This window comes from Bifidobacterium samirii (genome assembly GCF_003952945.1).
Taxonomy (GTDB): domain Bacteria; phylum Actinomycetota; class Actinomycetes; order Actinomycetales; family Bifidobacteriaceae; genus Bifidobacterium; species Bifidobacterium samirii.
On record NZ_QXGK01000001.1, the window covers coordinates 111,337 to 127,781 of the forward strand.

Sequence of the window (16,445 nt, forward strand, 5' to 3'; positions counted from 1 at the left end):
CCGCGCGACGACCGTGTCGATGCAGGACGTCGCGCGCGAGGCCGGCGTCTCCCCGCAGACCGTCTCGCGCGTCGCCAACGGCAGCGACGCGGTGCGCCCCGAGACGCGCCTGCGCGTCGAGCAGGCGATGGAGAGGCTCGGCTACCGGCCCAACTACGCCGCCCGCGCGCTCAAGCGCGGACGCTTCCGCGCCGTGGGCGTCGTCCTGTTCGACATGGCCCGGTTCGGCAACGCGCGCATCCTCGCCGGCATCACCGCCGCCGCCAACGACGAAGGCTACGCGACCACGATCCACACGATCGGCAAGGGACGGCGCCACACGCTGCAATCCATCATCGAACGGATGAAGCAGCTGCCGGTCGACGGCGTCATCGTCGTGCTCGAGGAGCCGATCGACGACATGGACGACTTCACGCCGCCCGCCGACCTGCCCGTCGTGCTCGTCAATGAGCGCCCATCCGACGGCTGCCCCACCGTCGACGCCGACCAGTACGGCTGTTCGACGGCGCTCGTCGACTATCTGCTCGCCAAGGGGCACCGCACCGTCTACCACATCGCCGGCCCGGCCGCGTCGCGGGCCGCGGAGAGCCGCGCCCGCGGCTGGCGGGACGCGCTGCATCAGGCCGGCGCACCCGTCCCACCCACCTACATCGGCGACTGGGGCGCCGACAGCGGCTATCAGGCCGGTCTTGCGCTGGCGCACGAACGCGACTGCACCGCCGTGTACGCGGCGAACGACCAGATGGCGTACGGCGCGATCCTCGGTCTGCGCGCGGCGGGCCGTCGCGTCCCGGAGGATGTGAGCGTCGTCGGCGTCGACGATTCGCTGGTCGGCATGGTGCCGCGGCTGGAACTGACCACGATGCGCATGCCGTTCGCCGAGATCGGCCGGCGCGCCTTCTCGATGGTGCTGCGCCGCTGCGAGGGCGAGCCGGTGCCGGTCGGCGTCAAGACCGTCGTGCCCACCGAACTGGTCGAACGCTCGTCGGTGCGCGATCTGGCCGCCGGCGCGGTCTGACCTTCCGACCGGCGGCGGCCGGCCGGATGCCGCCGCCGGTCAGGCGCCGCCCAGCGGGATGCGCGAGACGAACTCGCGTTCCTCGCCGCTCACCGGGTCGGTGAACGCGAGCCGGCGGGCGACGAGTTCCAGCGGCCGGGAGAAGTCGTCGTAGGCGCGCGTCTCGATGCGCGGGTACAGGTCGTCGCCGACGATCGGCAGGCCGAGCGCGTTCATGTGCACGCGCAGCTGGTGCGTCTTGCCGGTGCGCGGGTGCAGCGTGTACGCGCGCACGCGGCCGGCCGTGCGCGCGGGGCCGGCTCCGTCGGCGACGGCCGCATGTCCGCCGCCGGCCGACCACTCCCCCAGTTCGATCGTCGTCTCGGCGTTCACCTCGCCCGGCTCCTCGTACGCCTGCAGGATGCCGCGCCGTTTGACGATGCGCGAGCGCCGTCGCAGCGGGAACGTGCGCGGCGCCTCCAGACGTTCGACGGTCCCGTATCGCGGCAGCGTGGCCGGGGCGGCCGGGGCGAGGCATTCGTAGACCTTGCCGGTGCGGCGTTCCTGGAACATCGTCTGATAGGCGCCGCGCAGCGCGCGGTCGCGTACGAACACGACGATGCCGGCGGTCATGCGGTCGAGCCGGTGGGCGGGGACGATCGAGTCGTCGCCGTACGCCTCGCGCAGGCGGATGAGCGCCGTCTCGCGGTACCACATGCCGCGCGGCGTGGTCGCGAGGAAGTGCGGCTTGTCGACGACGATGATGCCCGCGTCCTCGTAGATCACGTCGAGGTCGAACGGGATGCGCGGCTCGTCGGTCACATACCGGTGCATCATTCGACCGTGACGGACTTGGCGAGGTTGCGCGGCTTGTCGACGTCGTAGCCCTTGAGCTTGGCCATGTCCATCGCGAACAGCTGCAGCGGCACCACGTCGACGAGCGGGCTGAGCAGCGTGGGGCACTTGGGGCGCCAGAACACGATGTCGGCGTAGCGCTGCGCGTCGCGGTCGCCCTCCTCGGCCACGGCGATGATGAACGCGCCGCGCGCCTTGACCTCCTCGATGCCGGAGACGACCTTGGCGTGCAGCACGTCGCGGCCGCGTTCGGGCGGCACGATGAACACGACCGGCTCGCCTTCGTCGACGAGCGCGATGGGGCCGTGCTTGAGCTCGCCGGCGGCGAAGCCTTCGGTGAACGTGTAGGCGATCTCCTTGAGCTTGAGCGCGCCCTCCATCGCGACCGGGTAGCCGACGTGGCGTCCGAGGAACAGCACGGAGCGCGCGTCGGCCATCTGCGCGGCGGCGGCGTGCACGGTCTTGGTCTGCGTGTCGAGGATCCACTGGATCTTGGCGGGCATGGCCTTGAGCGCGTCGAGCGTGGTCTGGATCTCGTCGCGGTACATGGTGCCCTTGACCTGCGCGAGGTACAGGCCGAGCACGTAGGCGGCGGTGATCTGCGCGACGAACGCCTTGGTGGAGGCGACGGCGACCTCGGGGCCGGCGTGCGTGTAGAGCACGGCGTCGGATTCGCGCGGGATGGACGCGCCCTGCGCGTTGCAGATCGCCAGCACCTTGGAGCCCTGTTCGCGCGCGTGGCGCAGCGCCATGAGCGTGTCCATCGTCTCGCCGGACTGGGAGATGGCCACGACGAGCGTGCGCGGCGTGAGGATCGGGTCGCGGTAGCGGAATTCGTGCGCGAGTTCGACTTCGACGGGGATGCGCACCCAGTGTTCGATCGCGTAGCGGGCGACCTGGCCGGCGTAGGCGGCGGTGCCGCATGCGATGACGATGATCTTGTCGATGGCCTTGAAGTCGTGCTCCTCGATGCGCACCTCGTCGAGGTTGATGTCGCCGTGCGCGTCGAGCCGGCCGAGGAGCGTGCGCTGGACGGCGGCCGGGTCCTCGTGGATCTCCTTGTCCATGAACGACTCCCAGCCGCCCTTCTCGGCGGCGGACGCGTCCCAGTCGATCGTGTACGTCGTGGGGTTCTCGACGGGGTTGCCGTAGAAGTCGGTGACGGTGACGCCGTCGGCGGAGACGCACACGGCCTGGTCCTGGTCGACTTCGAGCGCGCGCTTGGTGTAGGCGACGAATGCGGCGACGTCGGAGCCGAGGAAGTTCTCCCCGTCGCCGAGGCCCACGACGAGCGGCGAGTCGTGGCGGGCGCCGACGACGATGCCGGGCTGGCGGCAGTCGGTCGCCAGGATCGTGAACGCGCCTTCGAGCATGCGGGCGAGCCGGCGGACGGCCTTGAACAGGTCGGGCGCGCCTTCCTCGGCGATGATCGCGTCGACGATCTTGCCGAGCAGCTTGGCGGCGACCTCCGTGTCGGTGGCGGACGAGAAGCGGTAGCCTTCCGCCTGCAGGTCGAGGCGCAGCTGGGAGGCGTTCTCGATGATGCCGTTGTGGATGATCGCGACCTTGCCGTCGCGGCTGGTGTGCGGGTGCGAGTTGACGTCGCTGGGCACGCCGTTGGTGGCCCAGCGCGTGTGGCCGATGCCGACGGTCGCGGCCGGCATGGGCCGGCGTTCGACGCTGTCGACGAGGTTGGCGAGGCGGCCGGCCTTCTTGCGCACCTCGACATGGTCCATGCCGGGGGCGCTCAGCGCCACGCCGGCCGAGTCGTAGCCGCGGTATTCGAGGCGCGCCAGTCCCTGGAGGCACACTTCGAGCGGCTTGCCGCATGCGGCGTCGATGTTTCCTGCATATCCTACGATTCCACACATGGTTCACCAGAATAACGGAACCGCACGGCCCCGCCCCGGTGCAACCCGCCGCCTTCGCAGGATTGCCGCATTGCGGAGCCGCCCGCATATGCGGATCCCGCCGCGGAGTCCCCGATCCGTTCCGATCGGGGGTTCCGTGGCGGGATTCGCGTAAGGGAGAGGACGCGGGAGACCCCTTACAGCACGTGCTGGAGGAAGTCCTTGAAGCGCGGCTCGGTGGGGTTGTCGATGATCTCGGGGCCGCCCTTCTCGACGACGACGCCGTCGGCCATGAACACGATCTGGTCGGCGACCTCGCGGGCGAAGCCGATCTCGTGCGTCACGACGATCATCGTCATGCCCTCATCCGCGAGCGAGCGCATGACGTTCAGCACCTCGCCCACGAGTTCGGGGTCGAGCGCGGAGGTCGGCTCGTCGAACAGCATGATGTCGGGCTTCATCGCCAGGGCGCGGGCGATGGCGACGCGCTGCTGCTGGCCGCCGGAGAGCTCGGCCGGATAGTGGCCGGCGCGCTCGCCCAGTCCCACGCGTTCCAGTTCGGCCATCGCGAGTTCGCGCGCCTCGGCCTTCTTCATGCCCTTGACGTGGATGGGCGCCTCCATCACGTTCTCGAGCGCGGTCATGTGCGGGAACAGGTTGAAGCGCTGGAACACCATGCCGAGCTTGGCGCGCTGGGCGGCGATCTCGCGGTCGTCGAGCGTCTGGAGCATGTCGCGGCCGTTCTTCGTGACGTGCCTGTAGCCGATGAGCTCGCCGTCGACCTCGATGGAGCCGCCGGTGAGCGTCTCCAGCTGGTTGATGAGGCGCAGGAACGTGGATTTGCCCGAGCCGGAGGGGCCGAGCATGACGGTGACGGTGCCGGGGGCGACGGTCAGGTCGACGCCCTTGAGCACGTGCAGCGACCCGTAGGCCTTGTGGACCTGCACGGCCCTGACGGCCGGCGTGGCGGCTGTGGCCGCGGCTGCGGCGGTGGCGGTGGTGTTCATGACGGTGCCCTCCCCGGAATGCGGTGCCGATGCGTTGGTGTGGCCGGTGCTCATGCGGTCATCCCGTTGAACGTGGCCGCGTTGAGCTTGTTGATGTCGTCCTTGGGTTCGCCGTCGGTCTTGCCCGGCAGCGGCGGCTGCTTGCCGCGCGAGCCGGTGGGGCGCGCGTCGAAGCCCTTGCCGAAATGCTTTTCGAGGCGCGACTGGACGACCATGAGGATCGACGTGATGAGCAGGTACCAGAAGCAGGCCACGATGAGCAGCGGGATCGGCTTGTAGATGCGGCTGGCGATCGCGTTGGTGGCGAACTGGAGCTCCAGCGTGAACGGGACGGCGGTGACGAGCGACGTGGTCTTGAGCATGCCGATCGTCTCGTTGCCGGTGGGCGGGATGATGATGCGCATGGCCTGCGGCAGGACGATGCGGCGCATGATGAGCGAGCGCTTCATGCCGAGCGCCTGTGCGGCCTCGGTCTGGCCCGGGTCGACCGCTTCGAGGCCGGCGCGCACGATCTCGGACAGGTAGGCGGCCTCGTTGAGCGCCAGGCCGATCCATGCGGCGTTGAACGCGGTGATGACGGTGGTCGAGTCGACGCTCCAGAATTCGATGGACGTGAACGGGATGCCCAGGCCGATGCGCGGGATGAGCACGGCGAACAGGCCCCAGAACACGAGCTGCGTGTAGACGGGGGTGCCGCGGAAGAACCAGATGAAGAACCAGCTGACGGCGCGCAGCACCGGGTTGATGGACTTGCGCATGATCGCGAGGATCACGGCGAGCACGATCGCCACGACCATGGAGATGACGGTCAGTTCGAGCGTGTAGCGGATGCCTTCGAGCACGTTCTCGTTGAACAGGTACTTCCACACCACGTCCCATTCGAAACGCGGGTTGGTGACCAGGCCCTGCACGAGCATCGCGGCGAGCAGGAGCACGATCACGGCGGCCACGATGGGGCCGGGCCGGCGTACGGGCAGCGCCTCGATGCGGTTCGGGATGTCCAGTCCGTCGCCGTCGGCTTGTTTCTTCGCCATGTGTCTTCCTTTTCTGCAATGCGTGCGCCGCCGGCGTCCCGTGTTCGGGAGGCCGACGGCGCCGCGCGGATGGGGATCGGGTCAGCTCAGGTCGGTGGGGTTGATCTCGGCCTTGTCGAGGGCGCCGGCTTCGGTGCCCCAGTGCTTGAGGATCTTCATGTAGGTGCCGTCGTCCATGAGCTTCTGCATGGCCTGCTGGACGGCATGGTCCATCGCCTCGTCGCCCTTGGCGATGGCGACGCCCTGCTTGGCGACGCCCTCGACGTCGCCGAGGGATTCGAGTTCGCCGCCGGTCTGGCTGATCGCGTAGCCGCCGACGGGCGAGTCGGCGTAGAACACGTCGGCCTTGCCGGTCACGACGCTGGTGGCGGCCTCGGTCTGCTGCTTGAGCGACATCACCTCGATGGCGTCCTTGCCGTCGGCCTTGCACTTGGCGGCGGCCGCGTTGGCCTCCTCCTCCTGCACGGTGCCGGTCTGGACGGCGATCTTCAGGCCGCACAGGTTAGAGGTGTCGACGCCGTTCGGGTTGCCCTTCCTGACGATCCAGCTGAAGCCGGCCTTGTAGTAGCTGACGAAGTCGACGGACTTCATGCGCTCCTCGTTGATGGTCATCGCGGTGATGCCCAGATCGTACTTGGCGCCCACGGACGCGACGATCGAGTCGAACGAGGAGGAGACGATCTCGGTCTCCAGACCCATCACCTTGCCGAGCGCGGTGGCGATGTCGACGTCGTAGCCGACGGGCGTCTTGCCGTCCTCGGCGAGGAATTCGGCCGGCGCGTACGACAGCTCCATGCCGACGCTCAGCTTGCCGCTCTTGGCGACGTCCTCGGGCACGAGCGCGGCGATCGCGTCGTCCTTGGCGACGGACGACACGTCGTAGCCGACGGTCGCGTTGGTGGCGTTGCCGTCGTCGTCGACGGTGGCGTCGGTGGTGCCGCAGGCGGACGCGCCCAGCAGCATGGCCGCGCCGAGCATGGCGGCGACGGCGGTTTTCAGGGTCTTGAACGACATGTCGTCCTCTCTTCTCCGGATGATTCGTGGAATGTGGCCGTGATGCACTGCCCGGCCGATTCGTGACTCGCCTCGATTATACAAAGGGGCCGGGCATCGGCCCGGCCCCGAACGCATCCCGCGGACGTGCGCCCCGATTCAGCGGGCGCGCATGTTGCGGTAACGCATGATGCGCAGCGCCTCGCGCTTGTCCTGCTCCTCGCGCAGGGCCTGGCGCTTGTCGAATTCCTTCTTGCCCCGAGCCAGCGCGATCTCGGCCTTGACGCGGCCGTCCTTGAAGTACAGGCTGATCGGGATGATCGTGTAGCCCTTCGCCTCGGACTGGCGGGCGAGCTTGACGATCTCGCGCGCGTGCAGCAGCAGCTTGCGGCGGCGCTTGGGCGCGTGGTTGTTCCACGTGCCGTTGAGGTATTCGGGGATGTTCGCCCCTTCGAGCCACATCTCGCCGCGGCGGTCGATGCTGACGAACGCCTCGGACAGCGACGCGCGTCCCTCGCGCAGCGACTTCACCTCGGTGCCGGTCAGCGACAGGCCCGCCTCGTAATGGTCCTCGATCGCGTAGTCGTGACGCGCCTTCTTGTTCTGCACGATGATCTTCGTGCCGGTCTCCTTGGCCATATGCCTCCTCTCCTTCTCCCTGTTCCGTTATCGCGAGTATGCGCCGGGCGCATGCCCGAGTCGTCAGTGCACGAACCAGTACTGGCCGTAGTTGGTGAGCGTGCGGTAGGTGATCACGTACAGGCCGGCTACGTTCGATTCGGAGATCAGGAACGTGCCGTTCGAGTACACCGCCTCGACGACGGCGACATGGCCGTACGTCGCGTCGGCGCCGTCCTGTCCGCGCAGGAACGAGAGCGCCGCGCCCACCTCGGGATTGTGGTCGACGCGCAGACCGTAGCTGGGGGCGCTCACGTACCAGTCGCCGCCGTTGCCCAGATACGACGGGGTGCCGATGCCCATCTGACGGCGGCGCTCGTACGCCCACCAGGTGCACTGGCCGGCCGCGTACGCGTTGCCGTAGTCGCCGTTGGACGTGCCCTGGCCGCCCGTATTGCCGCCCGACGGCGTGGTGGGCGTCGTCGGCGTGCTCGGGGTGGTGCCGCCGCCACCGGTGTTGCCGCCCGTGTTCCCACCGGTATTGCCGCCGGTGTTCCCGCCCGTGTTGCCGCCGGGGTTGACCTGGTTGCCGTTGTTCGGCTTCTGCGCGGCCTCCCAGCGTTCCTTCTCGTACTGGTTGTTGAGCGAGTCGACCTTCGACTGCAGCAGCACGGTCTGCGCGGCCTGCTTGGCCACGTCGCTCTCCAGCTGGTCCTGCATGCTCTCCAGTTCGGCGCGCTTCGCCTCGCCGGTGTTGCGCAGCTCCTCCAGCGAGCTGCGCTTCTCCTGCGCGTCCGCGGCCGCGGTGCGCGCGGTCGCCGCGGCCGTGTCCGCCTTGGCCTTGAGCTGGGTGATCTGCTCCTCGATCGCCTTGAGGCGCTCGCCGCGGTTCATCGACGTGTTGAGCGTGACCGCCGCGTCGGATGCGGCGTTCGATTCGGTGCGCGACAGCGCGTCGCGCGTCTGCATCGAGTTGACGAACTCCTTGGTGGTGGTCGATCCGGTGACCATGCTCATCACGTCGGATGCGACCGAGCCGTGCAGTGACTCGCGCGCCATCTGCGCGACGGCCGCATGCGCGTCGTCGTAGTCCTCGCCGGTCTTCGCGATCTCGGCCTCGAGGTTCTCCTTGTCCTTCTGCGCGGCGGCGAGACGGTCGGCGAGCGCGTCCGCCTCGGACTGCGCCTTGGCGGCCGCGTCGTTCGCCGTGCTTTCGGCGGCCTGCGCGGCCGGGATCGTCACGTTGGTGAGCGTGTCGAGTTCGACGATCTTGTCCGCCAGATCGGCGTTGACGCCCGACAGCTGCGAGCGCAGCTGCGCTTCGCGCGACGCGGCGTTCTGCTGCTGGTTCTGCGCGTTCACCAGATCGGTGTACGTGTCGGCCGTGGCCTGCGGCACGGGGGCGAGCGCGGCGAATCCGGCCGTGGCGCACAGCGTGGCGGCCAGGGCGGCGGCGATCATGGGACGGGTCACTCGGAGTCGAAGCATCGACGCATTCCTTTCGTCAAACAGCCACACGATACCATACGAAGATGAGAACGCGGCGGCCGCCCATCGGAGCGCCCGCCGCGTGCAGGGGACCGGCGGACGATCATCGGACCGCCGCCGGACGCCGGTCATGCGACCGCCGTCACGCCTTGAGATAACGGTGCAGCGACACCAGCGACGCGATCGCGGACAGCAGCACCGCGCCGGCCACCAGGAACGGCGAGATCACGAGCACGGTCCACTGGTCCACGTACGGGATCCACGTGACCGTATCGGCCAGCCAGCCGGTCACGAACACGCGCACGATCGCCGACAGCATCACGCACGAGAGCACCGAGCCGACCAGCGACGCGAGCACGCCCTCGAGGATGAACGGCAGCCGGATCGTCCAGTTCGACGCGCCCACCAGACGCATGATCTCCGTCTCCTTGCTGCGCGACGCCGCCGACATGCGGATCGTGGTGCCGGTCAGCATGATCGCGACGAGCACCATCACCGCGGCCAGCACGGCCGTGACCATCGTGGCCCGGTTGAGCACCGCGAACACCGGTTCGAAGATCTGCCGCTGGTCCGACACCTCCTCGACGCCGTCCTGCCCCGACAGCACCTCGGCGACCACCTGGTACTTCTCCGGGTTCTTGAGCTTGAGCCACAGCGACGCCTGCATGTCGTCCGCGGTCATCGTGCTGCCCTGGTACTCGCCGTCCGGATACCGTTCGAGGAACGTGTTCTTGTAGTAGTCCTCCTTGGACACGTACGTGATGTTCTCCACCACGTCCGCCAGATCGTTGCGGATCGTCTTCTGCAGCGCCGTCACCTCGGCGTTCGTCGGCGACGTGCCGCTCGCGCAGTTCGCCGAACGGCTCGTGCCGTCCGGGCACAGCCACACCACGACCTCGACCTGGTCGTACCAGCCGCCCTTCGCCTTCGTCACCTGCGCCTGCGTGAGCACCGACGCGCCGATGAACAGGAACGAGATGAACGTCACCAGCATCACCGACAGGAGCATCGGCACGTTGCGCTTCAGACTCGTCCACGTCTCCGACAGGATGAACCGCATCCTCATCGCCTCGCATCCCCCTTCGTATCGTCCGTTCCCTCATGCGTTCCGTCCGCGCGCGGCGCCGGCGGTGCCGGCGGCATCGGCGGCGCGGGAGGAGCCGGCGGCATGGCCGCGGCCGGGCCCGCCGCCTCGTACGGGGCCGGCATGTCATGCGCCGCACCGTCCGCCGGTCCGGACTCGGACGCGGACAGCGCCGCGGACACGCCCGCAGGCGACAGGTCGATGTCCGGCACCGACGTGTCGACGGCCGGCGCCGACTCGCCGTCGGCCGCACGCGCCGCGGCGCCGGTCGCGCCGACGGACGCGGCGTCCGGCGCATCCTGCGATCCGGCCGCATCCGCCGCTGCGGTCCCGCCCGACGGCTCGGCCGCCTGCTCGGCCGCGGCCGCGGCCTCCTGCTCCGACTTGCCGGCCGCCAGCGACGCCTCGTACTCGTCGAGCCGCAGTCCACGGCCCCACGTCAACGTCGTCTCCACCGGCGCGAACGCCTCGCCGTAGCGGCCGGTACGACCCGAATGCACCGAACTGGCCAGACGGGCGATGCCCTCGTCCGCCGTATCCGCGTTCACCGCCTGCGACACCTGCTCGACGACCATCGCGGCGCGGCGCTCGCGCTCGTCGCGCGTCTCGGCGCGCTCCGGCACGTCGTCCGACGGCGCGGCGATCGCGATCGGGCCGGTCGTCTCCGCGGCCGGCGCGTGCGCGTCGACCATCGCGAGCGTGCGGCCGATCGCCTGCTGGCTCTTCGCCTCGACCTGCGCGTCGGGGAAGTACAGGGCCGAATCGTACGATCCGTTCCTCTCGTCGCGCACGATCTTTCCGGCATGGAGTTCGACGACGCGCTTGCGCATCGAGTTGACGATCTCCTCGTTGTGGGTCGCCATCACGATCGTGGTGCCGGTGCGGTTGATCGCCTCCAGCACCTCCATGATGCCCAGCGACGTGGTCGGGTCCAGGTTGCCGGTGGGCTCGTCGGCCAGCAGGATGTCCGGATGGTTCACGTAGGCGCGCGCGATCGTCACGCGCTGCTGCTCGCCGCCCGACAGCTCCTGCGGGTAGCTGTTCTCCTTGCCGGTCAGGCCGACCGTCTCCAGCACCTTGGGCACGAGCGATTTGATCGTGGAGCGGCGCGTGCCGATCACCTCGAGCGCGAACGCGACGTTCTGCCACACGGTCTTGTTGTCGAGCAGCTTGTAGTCCTGGAAGATGAAGCCGAGCGAACGCCGGTACTGCGGCACCTGACGGTTCGACAGGCGGCGCAGGTCGTGGCCGGCCACGTGGATCTCGCCGTCCGTGGCCTCCTCCTCGCGCAGCATCAGGCTCAGCAGCGTCGTCTTGCCGGAGCCGGACGCGCCCACGAGGAACACGAACTCACCCCGGTCGATATGCAGATTGACGTCGTCCAGCGCGGGACGCGTGCCCCGCGGGTAGATCTTGCTCACATGATCCAACGAGATGAGCGACATGTCGTCTCCTCACATTCCGCGTCCCCGGTCGTCCGATGAGGCGCCGGGGACGCGATGGTTTTCCGTATGTCCGCCGATCGGCCGCCGGTTACTCGGCGGCGGCCTCGCGGCGCTGCTCGTGACGCCAGCGGATGCCGGCCTCGATGAACGCGTCGATGTCGCCGTCGAACACGGCCTGCGTCTGGCTGGTCTCGTGGCCGGTGCGCAGGTCCTTGACCATCTGGTACGGGTGCAGCACGTACGAGCGCATCTGGTCGCCCCAGCTGGCCTTGATGTCGCCGGCGATCTCCTTCTTCTTCTTCGCCTCCTCCTCGTGGCGCAGCACGAGCAGTCGCGACTGGAGCACGGCCATGGCGGCGGCGCGGTTCTGGATCTGCGAACGCTCGTCCTGCATCGTCACGACGATGCCGGTGGGAAGGTGGGTGATGCGCACGGCCGAATACGTGGTGTTCACGCCCTGGCCGCCGGGGCCGGACGCGCAGTACGTGTCGACGCGGATGTCCGTGTCGGGGATCTCGATGTGGTCGGTCGCCTCGACGAGCGGCACCACCTCGACCGCGGCGAAGCTGGTCTGGCGGCGGCCCTGGTTGTCGAACGGGGAGATGCGCACGAGGCGGTGCGTGCCGCCCTCGACCGACAGGCGGCCGAACGCGTACGGGGCGTCCACCTGGAACGTGGCGGACTTGATGCCCGCCTCCTCCGCGTACGACGTGTCCATCACCTTCGCCTTGAAGCCGTTGCGCTCGGCCCAGCGCACGTACATGCGCAGCAGCATCTGCGCGAAGTCGGCCGCGTCGACGCCGCCGGCGCCGGCGCGCACCGTCACGACCGCGGAGCGCTCGTCGTATTCGCCGTCGAGCAGCGTCTGGATCTCCATCGCGTCGAGGTCCTGCTGGATGCTCGCGAGCTCGGTCTGCGCCTCGCCCAGCGAGTCGTCGTCGCCCATCTCGCGGCCCAGTTCGACGAGCGTCTCGACGTCGTCGATGCGCTGCGACGCCGAGTTGAGACGGCGCATCTGCGCCTGGGCGCCGGAGAGCTTGCTCGTGATCTTCTGCGCGTTCTCCGGATCGTCCCACAGGCCCGGTTCGGCCGCCTGACGTTCCAGCTGCTCGATCTCGGCCTTGAGCCGATCCATGTCCAACGCCTTGGCGATGGAACCGTACTTGGCGCGCGCGTCGGCGATCGCCTGGGAGTAATCAAATTCTGCCATCGTTAACCACCATACATTTCCGGATTGGGAACCGATTCGTCTGCATTCGTTCCGCCACCTATCATCACATACCCGATGCACATGCGCGTCTCGTACGCGCGGTGCGCACGCGCATGCGCGCGTCGCATCGGCGGCGGTCCCGCGCACATCCCCCGTCGGGCATACGCGGGCGGCGACGGAGTCAAAGACCCGCGTAGATCGCGGGCACGACCAGGGACAGCAGCACCGCGGCGGCGACGACCGCGCACACCGCCCGCATCATCATGCGGCGGCGTCGCTCATGCCGTTCGCGTTCCGTCCGATAGTCGTCCACAGGCGGCCATCATACGCAACGGCGCGGATTTACGCTCTGGGCAACGACTATGCTTGGGAGCACCCCTTCAGTAGTTAGGAGACACACATGACCGAATCGCGCACCGCATGGGGCTGGGGTCTGGCGTCCATCGACGCGGCCGGATCCACGCTCGACGTCTGGTATCCCACGCTCGCCCTCGGCGACGCCCCGGACGAGACGTCGCGCCCCAACCACGGCTTCGGCGACATGGCCACGGCCGAACCGGACGCGCGCGGCGCGCGCCGCATCCCCGTGTTCACCGTCAGCAAGCTCGACGAGCCGATCGAGGACGCCGCCGACGCCTACCTGCGCCTGCACCTGATGTCCATGCGCATGGCCCAGCCCAACACCCTCAACCTCGACGGCATCTTCGCCAAGCTCAACACCGTCGTGTGGACCAACTACGGCCCGTTCGCCGTCGCCGACTTCGCGCTGCGCAAGATCGACGTCGAAGCCGCCGCCAACCGCATGATGCCGGGCATGCCGCATGCGGGCGTGCACGTCAGCGGCCTCGACAAGTTCCCGAACATGCTCGACTACGTGACCCCCTCCGGCGTGCGCGTCGCCGACACGAGCCGCGTGCGCCTGGGCGCCTACCTGTCCGCAGGCACCACCGTCATGCACGCCGGATTCGTCAACTTCAACGCCGGCACGCTCGGCACGTCGATGGTCGAGGGCCGCATCTCGCAGGGCGTCGTCGTGGGCAACGGCTCCGACATCGGCGGCGGCGCGTCCATCATGGGCACCCTGTCGGGCGGCGGCAAGCACCGCGTCACCATCGGCGAACGCTCGCTGCTGGGCGCCAACGCGGGCATCGGCATCTCGCTGGGCGACGACTGCACCGTCGAGGCGGGCCTGTACATCACCGCCGGCACCAAGATCACCCTCTGGGACAAGGAGAAGGCCGCCGCGGGCGAGCCGCTCGAGGTCGTCAAGGGCAAGGACCTGTCGGGCAAGAACAACATCCTGTTCATCCGCAACTCGCTGACCGGCCGCATCGAAGCGCGCCACCGCGCCACCGGCATCGAACTCAACGAGCAGCTCCACAAGCACAACTGATCCGATGATCTGACCGGTCGCGGGTTTTCCGGCTCCGGACCTTCGCAACGGGCACGCATTCGAAAGACATGCGTGCCCGTTGTGATGTTTCGGGTGATTGAAACCTCGCAACGGGCACGCGGACCGGTCGATCGCGCGTCCATTGCGAAGGACTGTCATCCGCCTGCGTCCGGATGACGGTCGGCGCCTGCCGGCTCTCGTCAGCGCCGGTCGAGGGGGATGTAGTCGCGTTGGGTCTCGCCGGTGTAGACCTGGCGGGGGCGGCCGATCTTCGTGTTCGGGTCGGCGAGCATCTCGCGGTACTGGGCGATCCAGCCGGGGATGCGGCCGAGTGCGAACAGCGTGGTGAACATGGCCGGGTCGAAGCCGATCGCCCGGTAGATCAGGCCGGTGTAGAAGTCGACGTTCGGGTACAGGTGGCGGCTGACGAAGTAGTCGTCGTTCAGCGCGATCGATTCGAGTTCGGTGGCCACGTCGAACAGGGCGCGCTCGTCGGCCGGCAGGTGAAGCGTGTCGGCGCGGGCCATGATCTTCTCCAGATAGTCCTTGGCGATGGCGGCGCGCGGATCGTACGACTTGTACACGCGGTGGCCGAGGCCGGAGATGCGCTGCCCGTCGCGCTTGGCGTCCTCGACGAATGCGCGCACGCTCTTGCCGGAGTCGCGGATCGCCTCCAGCTGGCGCAATACCGCCTCGTTGGCGCCGCCGTGCAGCGGTCCCGACAGCGCGTTGACGCCGGCGGCGACGGCCGAGTACAGGTTGGCGTGGGCGCTGCCGGCGATGCGCACCACCGACGTGGAGCAGTTCTGCTCGTGGTCGGCGTGGATGATGAGCAGGCGGCCGAGCGCGTGCACGGCCAGCGGGTCCGATTCGAACGGCTCGTACGGCACGGCGAAGCACATGCGCAGGAAGTCGTCGACGTAGCCGCGCGCGTAGTCGGGGTACAGCATCGGCTCGTCGCGGCGGCGTCGGAAGATGTACGACACGATCGTGCGCGCCTTGGCCATGATGATCGCGGCGGATTCGTCGAGCTGCGCCGGGTCGGTGATGTCGGTCGTGTCGGGGTGGAACGTGGCGAGCGCGTTGATCGCGGACGCGAGCACGCTCATCGGGTGCGCGGTGCGCGGGAACGATCCCATGAACGTGCGGAAGTCCTCGCCGACCATCGTGCGGTGGTTGATGTCGGCGACGAAGCGCTCGTATTCGTCGCGCGACGGCAGGTCGCCGTGGCGCAGCAGCCATGCGACCTCGAGGAAGTCGGATTCCTCGCACAATTGCTCGATCGGGTAGCCGCGGTAGCGCAGGATCGAGTTGTGCCCGTCGATGTACGTGATCTTCGACTCGCATTGCGCGGTGGTGAGGAAGCCGGGGTCGAGCGTGACCCAGCCGTCGTTGCGCAGTTTCGACACGACGATGCCGTCGGGGCCGGCGCTGGCTTGAAGGACGGGCAGGGTGTAGTCGTTGTCGTCGACGTTCAGTCGTGCGGTTGCCATGCGTGCTCCCATCGGTCGGGTTCGGGAATATCGCTCACTATAGGGCACGCGTGTTGCGCCGAGGGGCGCGCGTCTCACGGTGGGAGGGCCGCGTATGCGGACGGCCGGCGGGGACTCGCGTCCCGCCGGCCGTCCGGATCGTGGGTCGCCGATGGTTACCGGCTGGTATGGATCACAGGTTGGTGCGGTCGGTGAAGATGATCGGACCGTCGTCGGTGATCGCGATGGTGTGCTCGCTGTGGGCGCCGCGCGATCCGTCCTCGGAACGCAGCGTCCAGCCGTCCTGCGGATCCTGGTAGATCTCGTCGGTGGTCTTGAGGAACCACGGTTCGATGGCGATCACGAGGCCGGAGCGCAGGCGGTAGCCGTGGTGGGCGCGGCCGTCGTTGGGCACGTGCGGGTCGCCGTGCATGATGTGGCCGACGCCGTGGCCGCCGAAGTCGAGGTTGATCGGGTAGCCGTAGGAGCGGGCCACGTCTCCGATGGTGGCGGAGATGTCTCCCAGTCGGTTGCCCGGCTTGGCCGCGTCGATGGCGGCGGCGAGCGCCTCCTCGGTGCACTTGATGATGCGCAGGTCCTCGGGGTCCTGCTTCTCGCCGACGACGAAGCTGATGGCGGAGTCGGCGACCCAGCCGTTGACGCTGATGGCGAGGTCGAGGCTGACGAGGTCACCGTCCTTGAGCGCGTAGTCGTAGGGCACGCCGTGCAGGACGGCGTCGTTGACGGACGTGCAGATGTAGTGGGCGAACGGGCCGGTGCCGAAGTCGGGCGCGTAGTCGACGTAGCAGGATTCGGCGCCCTTGCGGTCGACGATCTTCCTGTGGACGAATTCGTCGATCTCCAGCAGGTTGGTGCCGACCTTGGTGGTTTCCTTGAGTTCCTTGAGGATGCCGGCGACGAATCGTCCGGCGGGCCGCATCTCTTCGATTTCGCGGGGGGTCTTCAGTTCGATCATGGGTTCCAGCGTACTCGCCGGGC

At 68.5% G+C, this 16,445-nt stretch carries 14 protein-coding genes and 1 pseudogene; 2 read left to right on the plus strand and 13 right to left on the minus strand.

Annotated features, from left to right (window positions below):
• Nucleotides 1-19: 19 nt before the first annotated feature.
• Nucleotides 20-1,018 carry a LacI family DNA-binding transcriptional regulator gene (locus D2E24_RS00405; RefSeq protein WP_125967501.1) on the plus strand — a complete coding sequence of 333 codons (999 nt, stop codon included), beginning with the start codon at nt 20-22 and terminating at the stop codon, nt 1,016-1,018.
• A gap of 39 nt (nt 1,019-1,057) precedes the next feature.
• Here D2E24_RS00405 and D2E24_RS00410 read toward each other — a convergent pair whose 3' ends face one another.
• The 11 genes and pseudogenes from D2E24_RS00410 to D2E24_RS10695 all read right to left on the minus strand — a co-directional run bounded on the left by D2E24_RS00410 (nt 1,058) and on the right by D2E24_RS10695 (nt 12,894).
• Complete coding sequence (locus tag D2E24_RS00410) at nt 1,058-1,831, minus strand: pseudouridine synthase (RefSeq protein ID WP_206430900.1); 774 nt, start codon at nt 1,829-1,831, stop codon at nt 1,058-1,060.
• Entirely contained in the window at nt 1,831-3,723 is a 1,893-nt protein-coding gene (gene glmS, locus D2E24_RS00415; protein ID WP_125967354.1) for a glutamine--fructose-6-phosphate transaminase (isomerizing), read from the minus strand. Before glmS ends, D2E24_RS00410 begins: the two co-directional genes overlap by 1 nt.
• 176 nt (nt 3,724-3,899) lie before the next feature.
• A complete protein-coding gene (locus D2E24_RS00420; RefSeq protein WP_125967502.1) occupies nt 3,900-4,709 on the minus strand; it encodes an amino acid ABC transporter ATP-binding protein in 810 nt (269 codons plus the stop codon).
• Nucleotides 4,710-4,759: 50 nt separating this feature from the next.
• Nucleotides 4,760-5,743 carry an amino acid ABC transporter permease gene (locus D2E24_RS00425; RefSeq protein WP_125967355.1) on the minus strand — a complete coding sequence of 328 codons (984 nt, stop codon included), beginning with the start codon at nt 5,741-5,743 and terminating at the stop codon, nt 4,760-4,762.
• 81 nt (nt 5,744-5,824) lie between these two features.
• Nucleotides 5,825-6,757, minus strand: coding sequence for an ABC transporter substrate-binding protein (locus tag D2E24_RS00430; protein ID WP_125967356.1), 933 nt, complete (start codon nt 6,755-6,757; stop codon nt 5,825-5,827).
• A gap of 138 nt (nt 6,758-6,895) precedes the next feature.
• Nucleotides 6,896-7,375: an SsrA-binding protein SmpB gene (gene smpB, locus D2E24_RS00435; protein ID WP_125967357.1), complete on the minus strand. Its 480-nt coding sequence runs from the start codon at nt 7,373-7,375 to the stop codon at nt 6,896-6,898.
• Between the two features lie 63 nt (nt 7,376-7,438).
• Nucleotides 7,439-8,842, minus strand: a complete 1,404-nt coding sequence (locus D2E24_RS00440; RefSeq protein ID WP_125967358.1) for a CHAP domain-containing protein — start codon at nt 8,840-8,842, stop codon at nt 7,439-7,441.
• A gap of 142 nt (nt 8,843-8,984) precedes the next feature.
• Nucleotides 8,985-9,908 (minus strand): permease-like cell division protein FtsX, encoded by a 924-nt coding sequence (ftsX, locus tag D2E24_RS00445; RefSeq protein ID WP_125967359.1) that lies wholly within the window; start codon nt 9,906-9,908, stop codon nt 8,985-8,987.
• 440 nt (nt 9,909-10,348) lie between these two features.
• Nucleotides 10,349-11,371, minus strand: a pseudogene (gene ftsE / locus D2E24_RS00450) (cell division ATP-binding protein FtsE); the annotation flags it as partial.
• Between the two features lie 88 nt (nt 11,372-11,459).
• Nucleotides 11,460-12,581, minus strand: a complete 1,122-nt coding sequence (prfB, locus tag D2E24_RS00455) for a peptide chain release factor 2 (RefSeq protein WP_125967361.1) — start codon at nt 12,579-12,581, stop codon at nt 11,460-11,462.
• Nucleotides 12,582-12,762: 181 nt separating this feature from the next.
• Nucleotides 12,763-12,894, minus strand: a complete 132-nt coding sequence (locus D2E24_RS10695; RefSeq protein ID WP_277594528.1) for a hypothetical protein — start codon at nt 12,892-12,894, stop codon at nt 12,763-12,765.
• Between the two features lie 87 nt (nt 12,895-12,981).
• Here D2E24_RS10695 and dapD point away from each other — a divergent pair, with 87 nt between their 5' ends.
• Nucleotides 12,982-13,974, plus strand: a complete 993-nt coding sequence (dapD, locus tag D2E24_RS00460) for a 2,3,4,5-tetrahydropyridine-2,6-dicarboxylate N-succinyltransferase (protein ID WP_125967362.1) — start codon at nt 12,982-12,984, stop codon at nt 13,972-13,974.
• Nucleotides 13,975-14,174: 200 nt separating this feature from the next.
• Here dapD and D2E24_RS00465 read toward each other — a convergent pair whose 3' ends face one another.
• Complete coding sequence (locus D2E24_RS00465; protein ID WP_125967363.1) at nt 14,175-15,467, minus strand: citrate synthase; 1,293 nt, start codon at nt 15,465-15,467, stop codon at nt 14,175-14,177.
• A gap of 172 nt (nt 15,468-15,639) precedes the next feature.
• Entirely contained in the window at nt 15,640-16,422 is a 783-nt protein-coding gene (map, locus tag D2E24_RS00470; protein WP_125967364.1) for a type I methionyl aminopeptidase, read from the minus strand.
• Between the last annotated feature and the right edge of the window lie 23 nt (nt 16,423-16,445).